At 59.3% G+C, this 16,191-nt stretch carries 13 protein-coding genes and 2 pseudogenes; 7 read left to right on the plus strand and 8 right to left on the minus strand.

Going from position 1 to position 16,191, the window contains the following annotated elements; genetic code table 11:
- The coding region (locus tag GA0061105_RS28250) for an aldehyde dehydrogenase family protein (RefSeq protein WP_141130241.1) at positions 1–421 on the plus strand (421 nt) is incomplete at its 5' end.
- Positions 422–961: 540 nt separating this feature from the next.
- Here the strand turns inward: GA0061105_RS28250 and GA0061105_RS28255 are convergent.
- Positions 962–1,651 carry a haloacid dehalogenase type II gene (locus GA0061105_RS28255; protein ID WP_092754211.1) on the minus strand — a complete coding sequence of 230 codons (690 nt, stop codon included), beginning with the start codon at positions 1,649–1,651 and terminating at the stop codon, positions 962–964.
- A 462-nt stretch (positions 1,652–2,113) separates the two neighbouring features.
- On the opposite strand from GA0061105_RS28255, the gene GA0061105_RS28260 reads away from it, so the two are divergent.
- The 5 genes from GA0061105_RS28260 to GA0061105_RS28280 all read left to right on the plus strand — a co-directional run bounded on the left by GA0061105_RS28260 (position 2,114) and on the right by GA0061105_RS28280 (position 7,138).
- Positions 2,114–3,190 (plus strand): phosphotransferase, encoded by a 1,077-nt coding sequence (locus tag GA0061105_RS28260; RefSeq protein WP_167358587.1) that lies wholly within the window; start codon positions 2,114–2,116, stop codon positions 3,188–3,190.
- A gap of 8 nt (positions 3,191–3,198) precedes the next feature.
- Complete coding sequence (locus GA0061105_RS28265) at positions 3,199–4,569, plus strand: aspartate aminotransferase family protein (RefSeq protein WP_092754215.1); 1,371 nt, start codon at positions 3,199–3,201, stop codon at positions 4,567–4,569.
- Positions 4,570–4,672: 103 nt separating this feature from the next.
- Entirely contained in the window at positions 4,673–5,356 is a 684-nt protein-coding gene (locus tag GA0061105_RS28270) for a GntR family transcriptional regulator (RefSeq protein ID WP_092754217.1), read from the plus strand.
- Positions 5,357–5,504: 148 nt separating this feature from the next.
- Positions 5,505–6,578 carry a tartrate dehydrogenase gene (locus GA0061105_RS28275; protein WP_092754219.1) on the plus strand — a complete coding sequence of 358 codons (1,074 nt, stop codon included), beginning with the start codon at positions 5,505–5,507 and terminating at the stop codon, positions 6,576–6,578.
- 86 nt (positions 6,579–6,664) lie between these two features.
- Positions 6,665–7,138, plus strand: coding sequence for an Lrp/AsnC family transcriptional regulator (locus GA0061105_RS28280; RefSeq protein ID WP_092754221.1), 474 nt, complete (start codon positions 6,665–6,667; stop codon positions 7,136–7,138).
- 352 nt (positions 7,139–7,490) lie between these two features.
- Here GA0061105_RS28280 and GA0061105_RS28285 read toward each other — a convergent pair whose 3' ends face one another.
- From GA0061105_RS28285 to ltaE, 7 genes and pseudogenes are all read right to left on the minus strand, one after another.
- On the minus strand, positions 7,491–8,333 hold the full coding sequence (locus GA0061105_RS28285; protein ID WP_092754224.1) for a GNAT family N-acetyltransferase: 843 nt from the start codon (positions 8,331–8,333) through the stop codon (positions 7,491–7,493).
- 384 nt (positions 8,334–8,717) lie between these two features.
- Positions 8,718–9,554, minus strand: coding sequence for a GNAT family N-acetyltransferase (locus GA0061105_RS28290; protein ID WP_167358591.1), 837 nt, complete (start codon positions 9,552–9,554; stop codon positions 8,718–8,720).
- Between the two features lie 238 nt (positions 9,555–9,792).
- Positions 9,793–10,146: a cupin domain-containing protein gene (locus GA0061105_RS28295; protein WP_092754230.1), complete on the minus strand. Its 354-nt coding sequence runs from the start codon at positions 10,144–10,146 to the stop codon at positions 9,793–9,795.
- 110 nt (positions 10,147–10,256) lie between these two features.
- Positions 10,257–11,759, minus strand: a complete 1,503-nt coding sequence (locus tag GA0061105_RS28300; protein ID WP_167358588.1) for an NAD-dependent succinate-semialdehyde dehydrogenase — start codon at positions 11,757–11,759, stop codon at positions 10,257–10,259.
- 215 nt (positions 11,760–11,974) lie between these two features.
- Positions 11,975–12,382: pseudogene (locus tag GA0061105_RS28305) on the minus strand (ABC transporter permease); the annotation flags it as partial.
- A 134-nt stretch (positions 12,383–12,516) separates the two neighbouring features.
- Positions 12,517–13,506 (minus strand): annotated as a pseudogene (locus GA0061105_RS28310) (threonine dehydratase).
- Between the two features lie 308 nt (positions 13,507–13,814).
- Positions 13,815–14,852, minus strand: a complete 1,038-nt coding sequence (ltaE, locus tag GA0061105_RS28315) for a low-specificity L-threonine aldolase (RefSeq protein WP_092754233.1) — start codon at positions 14,850–14,852, stop codon at positions 13,815–13,817.
- A gap of 433 nt (positions 14,853–15,285) precedes the next feature.
- On the opposite strand from ltaE, the gene GA0061105_RS28320 reads away from it, so the two are divergent.
- On the plus strand, positions 15,286–16,170 hold the full coding sequence (locus GA0061105_RS28320; protein ID WP_092754236.1) for a LysR substrate-binding domain-containing protein: 885 nt from the start codon (positions 15,286–15,288) through the stop codon (positions 16,168–16,170).
- The last annotated feature ends 21 nt before the right edge of the window (positions 16,171–16,191 follow it).

Here is a 16,191-nt window from a genome sequence, read left to right on the forward strand (position 1 = left end):
CGGCATCGCAGAAGGAGCGGAGCTCGTCGCCGGCGGCCCTGGCCGCCCTTCGCATCTCAATTCCGGCTATTACGTGCGCCCGACGGTGTTTGCCCGCGTCACCAACCAGATGACGATTGCGCGGGAGGAAATCTTCGGCCCGGTGCTGTCGATCATCGGTTATGACAGTGAGGATGAAGCGATCGCGATCGCCAACGATACGCCCTACGGCTTGGCTGCCTACATTCAGGGCGACCCGGAGGAAGCGCGAGCGCTCGCAGGCAGGCTGCGCGCCGGCAGCGTTCGCCTCAACAGCTCCGCCTGGGACAGTGCCGCCCCTTTCGGCGGCTACAAGCAATCCGGCAACGGTCGGGAATACGGGAAGTTCGGACTGCACGAGTTTACCGAGATCAAGGGCATAGCAGGCTTCTCGAACGAGTGAATGGTCACAGTGAGGTGTAGCCGTTTCGGATGCCTGCGCAAGAGGCGATGATTACAGCCGAACGGGAGATCCGGCGTACGCGCGATCACTGGTGATCGCGTGGGATCGACCGCTCTGAAGATGCCTTCGCGCGATAAACGACATCCCCGCGTTCCTCAGGCGCCGTTTCACTCATCCAGAAGAAGACCCGCCGACCCGTGCAATTTCGAACTCGCCGATCAAAACTCGGAAGGCTGTCGCTGCATCGATTGGAACGTCGAAAGGTCGCGCTTCGCGGACGACCACTTCGCGCCCCTGTAAACGGTTGCTGAGGAACAGCACCGGCACTCGAAAGCGAACATCGACCACGGCCGCGCAACAAACGCGTGCTAAGTCCGACGTGCCGTCGCGTCAAGCCCGGATCACATCGTCCTCCAACGCCAGCAGGTCACGCTTGCAGATGGGTCCCGAAAGGCCATGCTTGCTCCCTTCAGACGAAAGAGAAGGGGCGAATGGACCGCCCCGATCTCATCGTCGTCACAGCGTCTGAGCCCTGGCTTTTTAGGCGCGCTTGAGGGCTGGCTCCAGGCCAACGGCGGCGGCTAAGCCGCCGATATCCTTGATCTCGGTGTATTCGTAGAAGGGATTGGCCGGCTCATGGCCGCGGTTGACCCAGACCTTGCTCTTGATGCCCAGGTCATAGGCAGTCATCAGGTCGTAGCGAAAGGATGAGGACACATGAGTAATGTCTTCCGGTCCGCAGCCGAGCTTGTCGAGCATGTATTCGAAGCCCTTCATCAGTGGTTTGTATGCCCCGACTTCTTCTGCCGTGATTACCATATGGACGGGTGCGCCCAACTTTTCCACGTTCGACATGATCAGGCTGTTCATGGAGTTCGACAGGATGACCAGCGGAATTTCCTTGGCCACTTTGGACAGGCCAGCCGGGACGTCCGGGTGCGGTCCCCAGGTTGGCACCTCATCATAGATGCGTTGCGCGTCTTCGGGTTTGAACGGGATACCGATACGCTTGCAGCTGCGTTCGATTGAATTGTGCACCACTTCGACGAACGGTTTCCATGGGCCCAGCACCTCGTCAAGGCGATAGCCCCTGAAAGCCTCGACGAAGGCTGCCATCGTTTCAGGGGAGAGGCGCTCGCCGTAGACGCGCCGTGCTGCGCCGGCCATGTCGAAATTGGTGAGCGTGCCGTAGCAGTCGAAGGTCACGTACTTCGGTCGAAATTGAGTCATCGCGTGTATTCCTTCCAATTTTCATGGCACGGTGTGCCTATCCAAGGTCATTTTGGCGGGCATGCCGCCTGTCTAAAGAGGTCGCGGTCCCAACAGACCCCAGCCGACGCGGCAGGTACCCTTGAGAATCTGGTCATTTCCCCTGCCTTCAAAGCGGATCACTCCGACGTGTTCGCTGCTTTCCGACCAGCGGGAGCACACTGGCATAAGTTAGCGGCGATAGCAACCGATTGTCCAACAATTTTTTGGTCGTCCAAACGGCAGCGCACAGTCGGCCTGCGTGAGCCGCTTCCCAAAACAGTTACCCGCTAACCGAATATGTCACTGTATTTATAAGGTTTTTTGCCGTTTTCAGCTTGCAATCATCAAAAACACTAAGTTTGATCAGATCCAACATCGAAATAAATTGTTGTACAAAAATTGAAGTATGGGATACTGAGGTCATCGAACTGCATGATATGAATGAGTTTGAAGATGGGTCACAAGCATCAGTACGGGCCAGCCCGCGTCCCTGAGCTTTCCGAGGCGTGCCATACCGTGGGCGCTGCGGAAGCCGAACGAATCGCCGAGCAGCTATATGGCAAGCGCGGCTCGGCAGCGCGCTTTGAAACAGAAAAGGACGACACCTTCCTCCTCGACTGCGCCGCCGAGGGGAAGTTTGTCTTGAAGATCGCTCATCCTTCTGAGCGGATCGAGGAACTCGACTTCCAGGTGTCGCTGATGCGTCATTTGGAGCAACGAGCCCCTGATCTACCAATCCCGCGCACATTTTGCGATGTAGACGGGGCGGATTTGCCCATCGTCACGACGAGTGGCGGCGAGCGGCGAGTCGTGCGCCTTATTACCTTCCTTGCCGGCACGCCCCTCGACCGGACATCTTGCACAGCGCCACAGCGTGAACGGATCGGCGAAATCCTGGCAAAGCTGCGTCATTCCATGGCCGATTTCTCGCACCCCGCAGACGGCCGGACGGTGGCATGGGACGTCACCCATCTGCTAGACCTCACCGATCTGTTGAGCTTCATCCCTGAGGGCGGCAAGCGGGCCTGGACCGTCCGTGCGCTCGAACGGTTTGCCGAAATCAAGCCGAAGCTCGACCTGTGCCGGCGGCAAGTGCTCCACAACGACTTCAATACGTCGAACCTGGTCGTCGATCACACTAGTCCGCAGTTCCTGACCGGCGTCATCGACTTCGGCGATGCGGTCCGCACCGCCATCGCCGTCGATGTCTCCACGGCGTTGATGAACCAGATGCCAAAAACGTTCGCCCATGGGACCCGGCGTGACCTGTTCGACGAAGCGCGCGACGTTCTGCGCGGTTATCTCCGCCATGCCGAACTGACGGACGAGGAGCTCCGGCTTATTCCCTTCCTGTCGATGGGCCGCCTTGCGGTTCGTGCGCTGCTGACCTGCTGGCGCGCAGAGATCTTCCCCGAGAATAGCCGCTACATCCTGCGCAATACAGAAGCCGGCTGGGCCCACCTCGAGTGGTTTCACTCAATTTCGACCGCACAGATTTCCGATCTTTTGACACGATAGGAACAGCAATGTCCAAACAAGCGACTACCCTACCCAAGGGCTTCCGTGGCGACATGCCAAACGGCTTCAACCCTCAGGACACGTCTCATCTCACAAATGAAGATCTGGCGCATGTCGCCAGGCGGCAAAGGCTGCTCGGACCGGCTTATCGGCTCTTCTACAAGTCCCCGGTTGAGATCTCCCGTGCGAAGGGCGTGTTCCTCTACGACAAGCACGGCAACGAATATCTTGATGCCTATAACAACGTCGTGTCGCTGGGTCACTCTCATCCGCGTGTCGTTGAGGCGATCCAGAAGCAGCTCGAGGTACTCTGTACCCACACGCGTTACATGCAGGAGCCGCTGCTGGACTACGCCGAAGCCCTGATCAATACGTTCGGTGGCGAACTCGGCCGGACCGGATGCGCGATGTTCACATGCACGGGCTCGGAAGCCAACGATCTCGCCTTGCGGATCGCGCGTTACCACACACGCAGGACCGGCGTCATCGTCACGGCGGAAGCCTATCACGGTAACAGCGGCGCGGTGGCGGCAATCTCGCCGTCGCTCGGCAAGAAGTCGGCTTTGGATCCCTATCTTCGCACGGTCGCCGCGCCGGATTCCTATCGCCTGCCCGTCGAGGAAATCGGCCGGCGGATGGCCGAGGATGTCGCGCGACAGATCACCGACATCGAGCGGCATGGCGGGGGCCTAGCGGCCTTCATCGCCGATTCCGTCTTCTCCTCCGATGGTCTCTACGTCGATCCGACGGACGTATTGGCGCCAGTGGCGGAAGTTGTGCGCAAAGCTGGCGGTCTGTTCATTGCCGACGAGGTGCAATCCGGATTCGGGCGGACCGGCACCCATCTTTGGGGCCACAGCCGTCACAAGGTCGATCCGGATATCGTCACAATGGGCAAACCCATGGGCAACGGATACCCCGTTGCCGGCGTGGTGCTGCGGCCCGAACTCGTTGCCGAATTCGGATCCAGCATGCGCTACTTCAACACGTTTGGCGGCAACTCCGTTGCTATCGCCGCTGCAAGAGCCGTTCTCGACACGATCTTCGAGGAAGGCCTGTTGGACAATGCCGTCAAAGTCGGCGGCGAAATCCTTGACGGCCTCCGGAGCCTGCAGAAAAAATATGAATTTGTCGGCGATGTTCGCGGGGCCGGCCTCTATTTCGCCGTCGAACTGGTTACGGAGAGAGACCGGAAAACGCCGGACATGGACCGTGCGCTTGCGGCGGTAAACGCCCTGCGCGACCGGCGCATCCTAATTTCCGCGACGGGAGCGGACGCACACATCCTGAAGATCAGGCCGCCGCTCATCTTCACATCAGCCAACGCGGTGCGTTTGCTCGAGGGCGTCGACGAGGCGCTTCGGTCCGTGCGGATCTAGGACCCGCCAACATGCGGCGATGAGGTACAATATCATCTCCCTTGCCCTGCGCCGCAGCATGTGGCGTAGGTATACGACATAAACAACGAGCAAAGCCAAAGCCATGCCGCCGCTGCCCGCCAAGAACCACGCCGAAGATCCAGAGATGAACGTCGAGCCCTTGCCCGCTAGCGCGGTGGAAGTCCTGACACACGCCTTGCGACGGCGCATCTTGTCGGGGGATTTCCAGCCGGGCGAGTTCCTACGCGACGTGAAGATGTGCGAAGAGCATTCGACCTCGCGGCACACATTCCGTACAGCAGCCCAGGTGCTCGTCACGCAAGGTCTGTTGCGTCAGATACCGAACCGGGGCTTCGTTGTGCCGGAATTCGGGCCAGACGATATTGTCGATATCACGCGGGTGCGCGGAGCCATTGAAGGCGAGGCCATACGTCTGATCGTGCTGACCGGCGTTATCCCATCTCAGGCGCTGGAGGCGATCGATGTTATGCATAGGTCGACTCTGTCCTCCGACAGATCCCTGTTGGTTGCTGCGGACCGCGACTTCCACCGCGCGATCATCGCCTCCAGCGGTAGCGCTCGGCTCAAGCGGACCTATTCGGACCTTGAGGGCGAGATCGAGCTTCTTCTCGCACAGCGGCAGGATTTCTACTCGACCGCCGAAGAAATGGCGGAAGAACATGAGCGGCTCATCAACAGCTTGAGGAGCCGTCACTACGATACGGCGCGGGATGCATTCCAGGAGCATTGGGAAGATCTCCAGATCAAATTGCTCGATCAACGCTGACCAACGCTCGCTAGGAATGTGACGTTTCGGAGAAAGACCACCTCTCAGGCGGCGCTGGGGATGCCGGCGCCGCGGGTTCGACGCCAATCGCATGACCGGTAACGGTCACCGACAGTCAACTTGAGCCATAACGCTGCGGAGAAGTTTTATGCGTGAATACTCCATCGCAACCATACCCGCCGACGGCATCGGACCTGAGGTGATCGCTGCCGGCCGGACTGTTCTGTCAAACCTGGAGACGCGGCTCGGCGACGTAAAATTCACCTTCAAAAATTTTAACTGGGGATCTGACTACTACAAGAAGCATGGCGTGATGATGCCCTCGGACGGGCTGGAGCAGCTCAAGAAATTCGACGCTATCTATTTCGGCGCGGTCGGAGCACCGGATGTTCCCGACCATGTCACGCTGTGGGGGCTCAGATTGCCGATCTGCCAGGGCTTCGACCAGTATGCCAATGTCCGGCCAACCAAGATCCTGCCTGGAATAACTTCGCCGCTGCGCAATTGTGGGATCGGCGATCTCGACTGGGTGATTGTGCGGGAGAACTCCGAAGGCGAATATTCTGGCCATGGCGGCCGCGCTCACCGCGGCCTGCCCGAAGAGGTCGGCACCGAGGTCGCCATCTTCACCCGCGTCGGCGTCACGCGCATCATGCGATACGCCTTCAGGCTGGCCCAGTCCCGACCGCGAAAGTTGCTTACGGTTGTTACGAAGTCCAATGCCCAGCGGCATGGCATGGTCATGTGGGACGAGATCGCTTGTGAGGTGGCGGAGGAATTCCCCGAGGTTACGTGGGACAAGATGCTGGTCGATGCCATGACGGTCCGGATGACGCTCAAGCCGCAGAGCCTCGACACCATAGTGGCAACGAACCTGCACGCCGACATTCTTTCCGATCTCGCTGGTGCGCTTGCGGGTAGTCTGGGGGTTGCACCGACGGCGAACATCGATCCTGAGCGTCGCTTTCCCTCGATGTTCGAGCCGATCCACGGCTCCGCCTTCGACATTGCCGGCAAGGGCATCGCTAACCCGGTTGCCGCATTCTGGACTGCTGCCCAGATGCTTGACCACCTCGGCGAGCGGGAAGGCTCGGCCCGCCTCATGCGCGCTGTCGAGCGGGTGACCGGCGCCGGAATCCTAACCCCCGACGTGGGCGGCTCAGCTACTACCGGGGAGGTTACCGAGGCCGTCTGCGACGCGATCCACTTTTCTAACGTCTAGGCACACGTCATGCCATCTGAGATTTCGTGGTCATCTGCCCAACTCTCACCGACATCCGCGTCTTCCTCATCAGTAGGAGCTAGCCAGTGAAACTTGATCGGATCGACGTCAAAATCCTGAACGCATTGCAGACGAACGGCCGAATCTCAAATGTCGAGCTTTCGGAAATGGTCAATCTCTCGCCAAGCCCCTGTTTGCTGCGAGTGAGAAAGCTGCAGGCGGAGGGCTATATCGAGGGCTATTCTGCGCAGATCAACATTGCAAAACTGGGCCAGACGCTGACGGTGTTCACCGAAATCACGCTAAAGAACCACCGTCAACTCGACTTCGCGAGATTTCTTACTGCGATCGAGAAGGTTGATCAGGTCATCGAGTGTCATCTAGTTTCGGGAGGTTACGACTATCTCGTAAAATTCGTCACCGCCGGAATCGAAGAATACCAGACGATCATGGAGCAGCTCCTCGATTCGGAGATCGGCATTGACAAGTATTTCAGCTTCGTCGTGCTGAAATCGCCCCTGATCAAAGCGCAATTGCCGCTGGCAAGCCTGTTCCGGTAACCTCTTAGCCAACCTCGATACGGTTGGTGTGGCGTCATTCGGCATTGATGAGCAGCCGGCATCAGGAGCCGGTAGGTTGACGAGAGCGAAAAAGAAGACGGTGAGAATAGCTGCACCCCCATTTCAAAGCGGCGGAAGCGGGGATATCGCGACAGAGGACTGCATGCCGATCAAGGACACTGCATGTCGGATTATGGAATAGCAGAGTGCTGTGGGAGACAGCGACTTCTTGCTGGCCGTTCCCGCCTTTGACAATTTAGTACTGTTTGAGGCTGGCCCCCCAACGGCAGGGCGGGCGGGGAACCAGATTGCACCGTCGAGTTTGACAAGCGATTCCCTTTTTCCACCAGGATCAACCGAGTGCCTGACTTATCAACGCATAGCTGCGGTGATACGTGGACTCGCTTTTATTAAGGGCGGACCCCGGGCGTCGCATCTTAATCCCCCGGCCGGCGTGGTTGAGCCCGCGCCCTGTAAGCCATCCTGAAAGATCCGTGGAGACATCCGAGTCTATGCGGACAAACCGGCCTTGGTGATGGGCGAGCAGGAAGTCGATCAGAGCCTTGGCTTCGGAATTGTTCCTCGCAACCACCGGTCCGATGACAAGCCCACGGCCGAAAGACCGGATTGCCGCGCAGGCCTGAATGTCGCCGTTATCGCGAATGACCGCAAACCTTGCCCGCTCGGCCAGAATCTCCATCAATGGCGAACGGTCGTGGCCGCTTGCCGCGCGATCCAGCGCCACCACGCGAGCATAATCACCGCTTTCGACCCATTTTACATGGGCCGGCACCTCGACCTGCAACGGCTCGCCCTGGTGCTGCACCGTCTCTCCGGTCGCAACGAAACCCAACTTCTCGTAGAGCGGAAGGCCTTCCTGCGTGGCCACCAGATAGCAGGTCCTGTCTCCCGCTTTGGCAAGCACCTCTTCCAACATCATCCGGCCCAGGCCGCGGCCGCGCATCGCGGCATCGACGATGACCATATTGACAGTGGCGGCGTGATCGCCAAAGGGCGTCATCATGATCGTCCCGACGAGGCGATCCCCTTGGAGTGCAGCAATGCCCTCGCTTATTGACTGAACCAGTTCCCAATCCTCCCGCCGATGCGGCCATTGGACTTGTCGGGACAGTTCCAATGCACTGTCCAGATGCTTTGGTGTCATCTTCTCGAGAATGATCGCTTGGTTCGTCATGATGCGGTCCGGCCTGTGTCGTCAAGGATCAAGGTAACTTCCACAGCACAGCAGTTCCTCCCGACGTACGGACATGCGCCATTCGTTCGCGCTAAGCTTTGCCGCCTGTGCCGCATCTTTTGCCGACCGTGACAGAGTCTGTACCGCGATGCTCCGGAAAGGCCGCTAAGCAGTGACTCTCTGCAGAACAATCTGCCGCGGGTCCGAGCGAACCGGCCACTTCTTCTCCCCGCTCGCCACTTTGGCGATTTGCGATACACGCTGTTCGGCGCTTCTGTGAAGGCCGAGAGGGCATTCCGGAAAATCGCTGCTGCTTTATAAGGCGTCTGATCGGTACGACGGAACGTGTTCGGCAATGAAGGCTCCTGACTTCCTCCGGTCAACTCAGCCAATAGCTTGGCTGGCCAAGCAAAAAGTTTGAACCGCTAGTATTTCAGATCGACCCGCCGCGCCGCGAACCATCGCAACGACGCTGCCCTCCTTAGGTAGTCCCCAGTCCGCGAGTGGTGACGAAAGGCCGGTCTGTTCAGGGATATCGACTCTTACAATGCGACCTTCCTTGCCCGAGAGGATGAAGGCAAGCAAGTCCCTCGCCTGTTCCGGATTTTCCGCAACGACGGGCCCAACGACTTCACCCTTTCCGAACAACCGCGTAGCCGCAAATGCGACGATACGATCACCTTTCCGGATGGCGGCGAAACTCCCCTCATTCGCCAGGGCATTGTATAACGCGTCACGGTCGGCCCCGAATGCCGTACGATCGAGCGCTTTGATTGCCGGCAGCGCGTCAGGCCCGATCCACTCAACATTCTCAGGAGCACCGACCTGACCGGCAATGCCTTGATGACGGAGGATTTGGTGCGTCGCGACGAATCCGAGTTTTTCATATAAAGGCAAGCCGTCATTCGTCGCCGTCAATCGGCATTCACGCTCACCAGCGAGTTCCAACACGGCGGTGGTCAATTTTCTTCCCACCCCTCGTCCACGCTGGCTTTCATCGACAATAATCATGTTAATGGCAGAGCAAGTGTCGCCGAAGGGAGTCATGAGGGCGGTACCCACAACCCGGTCGCCGGCGAGCGCAACGCGTCCTTCGCTCAGAAACCGTATCATTTCCCAGTCTTCCCTCCTGTGCGCCCAACCCGCTGCACGCGACAGCGCGAGGGCTCCGCCCACATGATGAGCCTGGAAAGGCGCAAGAACGATCGATTCCGTTTGCATGAGTTCATCCATTCGTAGGTCTCCTGCTCACCAGTGATAAGAGCGAAGGGTCTATGAAGCCGCGGCGGAGAAGCGAGACTCCTGGCCGTACCGGACACGGATATACAAGCCGAGTAACGAGCGACTGATAAACAGCCCATCGATTTCAAGTCTCGCCGGCCGAAACGGCTTGCCTGCCGCCTCGCCCCGTCTGCAGATGCGAAGATGCACGTAAAAGCGGCGTCGTTTGCTCGAATGATCAGGTGACGGTGACGAAAATCTTCCGCACCGTCTCGATTGTCTTCCAGACCCCGACGTAGCCCGGCTTCATCACGAAGCTGTCGCCCGCGCGATAAATGACCGGCTCCTTGCCCTTTTCCGTCAGTTCGATCACACCATGTACAAGATGGCAGAATTCAAATGTTTCGCCCTTGATGGAGTGCGTTTCACCGGGCGTCGCCTCGAAAACACCGGTATTGACCTTGCCGTCCTTGGCGGTGTCCTGCAGCCATGTCTTGAAGGCGGGGCTGCCCGCAATAAGGCGCTCCGGATCGGCAGTTCTATGCTTCGGCTCGAAGCATGGGTTCGGGTCGATGGTTTTCAGTAGGGACATTCATCTCTCCTATTCTTGCTGCAGTTCCCCGCGGCATTGTTCCGTGTTTTGGAGCCTGCCAGCCGTCGGCACATGATTGCCAACTGGCAACCGGGATTGCTCGCAACGACCTACCAGGTGACGGCGATGTACTTCGTTTCGAGATATTCGAGCATGCCGTGATGGCTGCCTTCGCGCCCGAGGCCGCTCTGCTTCATGCCGCCGAACGGCGCCGCAGCGTCGGAAACGACACCGCGGTTAATCCCGACCATGCCGCTTTCCAGCCTGCCGGCGACCGCAAGCACACGCTTGAGGTCTCGGCTGAAGATATAGGACACAAGCCCGTATTCGGTGTCGTTGGCCAGTTCGACAACCTCGTCCTCGGTATCAAACACAATCACCGGCGCAACCGGACCGAAGATTTCTTCGCGAAGAATCTCGGCATCCGGAGAGACATTGGCGAGAACAGTTGGCAAATAATAGAAACCCTCGCCGCTCAATCTGCTACCGCCTGTCACCAGCCGAGCTCCCTTGGAGATCGCGTCGTCTACCAGGCGCTCCACCTTGGTCACCGCTGCATCTGTGATCAGTGGGCCAAGCTGCGTATCCGGTGCCAGTCCTGGCCCGACGTTGAGCGCTGCCATCTCCTCGGCGAAGCGCCGAATGAAGTCGGCGGAAATTCCCCTTTGAACGTAGAAGCGATTTGCCGCCGTACAAGCCTCACCGCCGTTGCGCATCTTTGCAACCATTGCGCCGGCGACCGCCGTTTCCAGGTCGGCATCATCGAATACGATGAATGGCGCATTGCCGCCCAATTCCATTGAACAACTGACGACCTGGTCCGCGGCCTCGCGCAGCAGTATCCTGCCAACGCCGGTCGAGCCAGTGAACGACAGCTTCCTGACGCGCTTGTCATGCAGCATTGCGCTGACCACAGGGCCGGCTTTTTTCGTGGGAACGATGTTGACCACTCCGGCAGGAACACCTGCCTGCCGCATGAGTTCTCCAATAGCAAGCGCCGTCAGAGGCGTCTCGGCTGCGGGCTTCAGGATGCAAGTGCAGCCCGCAGCCAAGGCCGGGGCAATTTTTCGGGTCGCCATCGCTGCCGGGAAATTCCAAGGCGTTACCAATATGGCGATACCAATCGGCTCATGGCTGACAATGATCTGGTTTGCGCCCGAAGGTGCTGATCCAAATTCTCCGGGAGCCCTCACGGCCTCCTCGGCATACCAGCGGAAAAACTCGGCCGCGTAGGCGACTTCCGATCTCGCGTCGGGGAGCGCCTTGCCGTTTTCCACCGTGATCAGTTGCGCCAGCCACTCTGCTTGTTCGAGAAGAAGGTGAAAACACTTCATCAGGACGTCCGAGCGCCGCCGCGGCGACGTTGCTTTCCAGGCCGCAGCGGCCTTTTCTGCCGCGTCGAGGGCCGCCATTGCATCCGGGATGTCGCCGTCACAAACTGCGGCGATTGCTTCCGCAGTCGAAGGATCGATCACATCGAAGGTCCGGCCACCTTTTGCCGAGATCCATTCGCCGCCGATGAACAATTGCGTGGGAGCTTCGCATGCGACAGCCGCCTGCGAAGGCGCACGGCTTGTTTCAAGTGTCGGAGTTGCTTTCACGTTCACCACCATTCGCTACCAATCAGGATCGTTGTGCGATCAATATAGAATTGGTTTAGCGATTGGTGTCAATATAGATCAAATTGGTCTCGCGGATTATTTTCGATCTTCTGCAGCCGCGATGCCTTGCGGCAAGCACAAAAGCTCAAATCGACTGGCGTTCTCCCTCCTGCGCAAAGGGAGAACGCCTGCGAAAAGGAGCTTTCTCGGTGGACGCGAATGAGCGTTCAGGCGGGCCTTTCCGAAGCGCTCGTTCGCCACCTGATGAGCCGCTTCTCGGCGATGTTCGAGGATGCTGTCGATGATCAACACAAAGATTGCGGGGATCAGAATGCCTGCGAAGACACCCACTGCATCGAATTGCCTTCGGCCTGAGCGATTAGATAGCCGGGCCCGGCAGAGGAGCCGAGATATTCGCCGATAATCGCCCCCACAACTGCGAAGCCGACCGAAGTGCGCAACGACGACAAGATCCAGCTTGCCGCCGATGGGAAATAGACATGACGCAGGAGATCAGACCGAGTGTCTCCCAAAAGCGGGCATTCGACAACACAACCGGGTTACCTCGCGCACGCCTTTGCATTGCGTTGAAGAAGGTGACGAAGAAAACCAGTAGTTACGGCGAGCGCCACCTTGGGGCCGGTAATCAGCGCCCTGCGCCAATTGCACGCGCTTGCGGCTGACCGCCGGAAAGCTGATGCGAATAGCGATGCTCGAAACCTTTGAGCCCGACTTCCGCGAGCCATCTAAGCTCTCGTGCCGCCTACTGTCACTTGCTTACCGTCGCCACCGGTGGTGTCTCCCCACCCAGTACTTTCTGGAAGACCTCGGCGTCCACATTTGCGCCGCTCAAGATGAGGCCGACTTTTCTGCCGCGCATGGCAGAGGCTTCCTTAAGCATCGCCGCAAGTGACGCGGCGCCGGCACCCTCGGCGACATTGTGGGTCGCGCGGTAGATGAGGCGCATCGCTTCGGCAACCTCCTCGTCGCTGACGGCGACGATCCGCGAGGCGCCATTCGAGTAGATTGCGAAAGCTTCTTCGACGGGAATGCGTACGGCCATGCCGTCGGCGAACGTCAGTGCCGTTTCGGTTTCAATCAGCCGTCCGGCCTCGAAGGAGAGCTTCGCGGCCGGCGCGTGCGTCGAAACTACGCCGATCACTTCCGTCTTCAGGCCCAGGGCCTCGCGCGCGGCGATGACGCCGCAAATTCCCGAGCCGCAGCCAATGGGCACATAGACCGCATCGAGATCGGGCACTGCGGTGAAGAGTTCCAACCCATAGCTTGAGACACCCCGGACAATTTCCTCGTGAAAGGGCGGTACCAGAAATAGGCCGGTTTCGGCGGCAAGTCGCCGGGCTTCGGTACGGGCCTCGTCGAAGTCGCGGCCGTACTCGATGACCTCGCCGCCGAAGGCCCGCATGGCCGCGTTCTTCTCGACCGAATTGCCGTGCGGGACAACGATTTTGGCGGCAAGACCGGCTGCCCGCGCGGCACGGGCCTGGCTCTGGCCGTGATTCCCGCGCGTTGCTGTGACGATTCCCGTGGCCGAACGCCCGCTGCGGCGGAGCTAATCCATAAAGGTGATTCCGCCGCGGACCTTGAAAGCGCCGGCCGGCGTATGATTCTCATGCTTGATCCAGACCACGGCCCCTGCCATTTCCGAGATCTGCGGCCACACGTATTGCGGTGTAGGTGACATTTGCCGGTAGACGAGTGCGGCGGCTCCCTCGAGGTCCTTGCGTGCGAACAGATGCATGCCTTGCTTCCTTGCTTGTTCGACGCGTAACCAGCGTCGTTTACCAGTCCAATAACGTGGCGAAGGTATCTGCCACCTACGGCATCTCCACCATACCCCACCTACAATATCGGCGCTTCCTCAGGTAAATATGGGAAGCGCTCCTGCCTTGGCAGTCTTTCCGCCAGTTCCGACCGCCCATCCGGTCTGCACGCTCTCCTGCTCCCCGTCAGACCGGCGCAGTCATTGGGCTATGACGGCACAAGGGCTGTTCGGTGGGGCAGTGGCGCTTGTTATTCTGATGATCAATCGTGGATCGATGACGCCTCTCATGTCCGGCCCTCAGTGATCTCGCGCACTGCCGCGATGGCCTCGTCGACAGCGGCACGGTTGACGTCCAGATGGGTGACCCAGCGCATTCGCCCACCTGGCCAGAAACTCGCCGCGATGCCGAGTTCACGTAGCGCGTGGGACAGCCGGTTCGCCAGATCGGGCGAGAGCTCGACAAAGACCACGTTTGATTGCGGCGGGGTCACCTTCAGCCCCTCAATTCCCGCAAATGCTTGCGCGAGCACCCGAGCATTGGCGTGGTCCTCGACCAGCCGGTCGACGTGATGGTCGAGCGCGTACAGCCCAGCCGCTGCAATTATCCCTGCCTGCCGCATTCCGCCGCCGAGCATCTTGCGCCACCGGCGCGCACGGGCGATCAAAGGGGCATCGCCGACCAGCACTGATCCGAGCGGCGCCCCCAGCCCTTTTGAAAGGCACAGCGACACGCTATCGAAGCCCTCTGCCAGGTACCCGACATCAACGCCGAGCGCCGCAGCCGCGTTGAACAGCCGCGCGCCATCGAGATGGGTGGCGAGCTTCCGCTCCTGCGCAAATTCGACGACCTCGGCCAGATGATCGCGAGGCAGGACCCGCCCGGCGAACGTGTTCTCGATGCTGACCAGTCGCGTGATCGCGAAATGCGGATCATCGTCCTTCACCGCGGCGTGAAGCTCCTCGATGGGGATCGTGCCGTCGGCGCGCACCGGCAATGGCTGCGGCTGGACCGAGCCCAGCACCGCAGCGCCTCCGGCTTCCCACAGATAGGTGTGAGCTCCGGTTGCGCAGAGAAATTCCTCGCCGCGCTGGCAATGGCTCATGATCGCAGCGAGATTGGACATGGTGCCGGTTGGCACGAACAGTCCCGCTTCCTTGCCGAACAGTGCGGCAAGTCGGGCCTCGAGCGCCTTGACCGTAGGGTCGTCGCCGAGGACATCGTCGCCCACCTCGGCGGCAGCCATCGCTGCACGCATGCCAAGGGTGGGACGGGTGACCGTATCAGAGCGGAAGTCCAGGCGGATAGCAGCATTGGCTTGCATGATCGAGACCCTATCGGTTTGGCTGTATCGGTCATACTAGCGAATGGATAGGCTCGGACTATCTATATAAACTGACGGATTATGGTGATAATGGATCACCAATCATGCGATCTAGCCGCGTCGAGTCATCGACGCCATATCAATGTGGCATTGCAACTGCCTTTGGCCACCGCCTGCGACATCGAACTTTGGCATTATCTTTCGCGGCCTGTCTGCCAGCGGCTGCCGCCTGTGACGTCACATATGCTGCATCGCTTTTACAGCATGCGGCTACCCTCTTCGATGGAGACAACGCGCGAAACGTTGCCGTCTTGTCCTACTCTGCAGATTAGAGGAGCCGTGCTTTCAGGAGAGCGCCCGCCTCGACTGCTCCTCCCTACTTCGAGATGGAAATTGATATGATTTCAAACATACCGGTGATACTTTCTCACCAATGAAGCGTTCGGACATTCCATGCCTCGATGATCTGCGTGCCTTTGAGGTCGTTGCGCGCCTGGGTTCCGTGCGTGCAGCCGCGATTGAGTTAAATTTGACGCACGGTGCTGTCAGCCGGCGTGTTTCGAAACTTTCCGAACACCTCGACATTCGTTTGCTGGAAGTTGATGGGCGTGGCCTAAGGCTGACGGGAGAGGGCTCACGGCTCGCTCAGGCGACGACAGACGCTTTGTCCCTCGTGTCGGCGGCGCTGGAGGATATCCGCAAAGTCGACCTGTCACCACCGATTGTCGTTTCATGCGAACGATCCGTCGCCATGCGATGGTTGATCCCGCGCCTCTCGGAATTCCAGGATCACCATCCCGAAATCGACTTTCATCTTTCGGTCGGTGGTGGGGGTTTCGATTTTGCGCGCGACCGTATTACCCTTGCAATCCGCAGGCTGGATTTCGCGATCGATGCGAATTGGCAGGTCGAACGGTTGATCGAGGAGGAAGTCGGTCCTGTCATGTATCCCGCCATGACGGACCGGTTTGCTGCGGGCGATTATGTCGCGCTTGCTGCAAAGACCCGGCCGGATGGATGGCAGAAGTGGTCCGCCGCCCATCCGGACGCGCCGAAGCCGCGCTCGACGCGCTTTCTTGACCATCATTTCCTGATGGTGGAGGCCGCAGCCAGCGGTCTCGGTGTGGCCATGTGCCCAAAGATCATTGCCATTGACGATATCCGCAAAGGCCGCCTGACCGCACCACTCGGCTTTCACCCTGATGGTTCATATTACGGCGTTATTCGTTCCGCGTTGGCGAAGAGGACGGCTGGAATCGATCAATTCGTGTCTTGGCTTCTCGCCACCATCCAAGAAGATTTTCATGCTGCGTCATGAGGTCGGCGGCAAAGAGCAGAC

It is taken from the genome of Rhizobium aethiopicum, from assembly GCF_900094625.1.
Taxonomy (GTDB): domain Bacteria; phylum Pseudomonadota; class Alphaproteobacteria; order Rhizobiales; family Rhizobiaceae; genus Rhizobium; species Rhizobium aethiopicum.

Bases quoted from the DNA above. Each gene is read 5' to 3' on its own strand.
- GA0061105_RS28255 (WP_092754211.1), bottom strand. From the start codon at position 1,651: ATGACTCAATTTCGACCGAAGTACGTGACCTTCGACTGCTACGGCACG.
- GA0061105_RS28260 (WP_167358587.1), top strand. From the start codon at position 2,114: ATGAGTTTGAAGATGGGTCACAAGCATCAGTACGGGCCAGCCCGCGTC.
- GA0061105_RS28265 (WP_092754215.1), top strand. From the start codon at position 3,199: ATGTCCAAACAAGCGACTACCCTACCCAAGGGCTTCCGTGGCGACATG.
- GA0061105_RS28270 (WP_092754217.1), top strand. From the start codon at position 4,673: ATGCCGCCGCTGCCCGCCAAGAACCACGCCGAAGATCCAGAGATGAAC.
- GA0061105_RS28275 (WP_092754219.1), top strand. From the start codon at position 5,505: ATGCGTGAATACTCCATCGCAACCATACCCGCCGACGGCATCGGACCT.
- GA0061105_RS28285 (WP_092754224.1), bottom strand. From the start codon at position 8,333: ATGACGAACCAAGCGATCATTCTCGAGAAGATGACACCAAAGCATCTG.
- GA0061105_RS28290 (WP_167358591.1), bottom strand. From the start codon at position 9,554: ATGCAAACGGAATCGATCGTTCTTGCGCCTTTCCAGGCTCATCATGTG.
- GA0061105_RS28295 (WP_092754230.1), bottom strand. From the start codon at position 10,146: ATGTCCCTACTGAAAACCATCGACCCGAACCCATGCTTCGAGCCGAAG.
- GA0061105_RS28300 (WP_167358588.1), bottom strand. From the start codon at position 11,759: ATGGTGGTGAACGTGAAAGCAACTCCGACACTTGAAACAAGCCGTGCG.
- ltaE (WP_092754233.1), bottom strand. From the start codon at position 14,852: ATGCAAGCCAATGCTGCTATCCGCCTGGACTTCCGCTCTGATACGGTC.
- GA0061105_RS28320 (WP_092754236.1), top strand. From the start codon at position 15,286: ATGAAGCGTTCGGACATTCCATGCCTCGATGATCTGCGTGCCTTTGAG.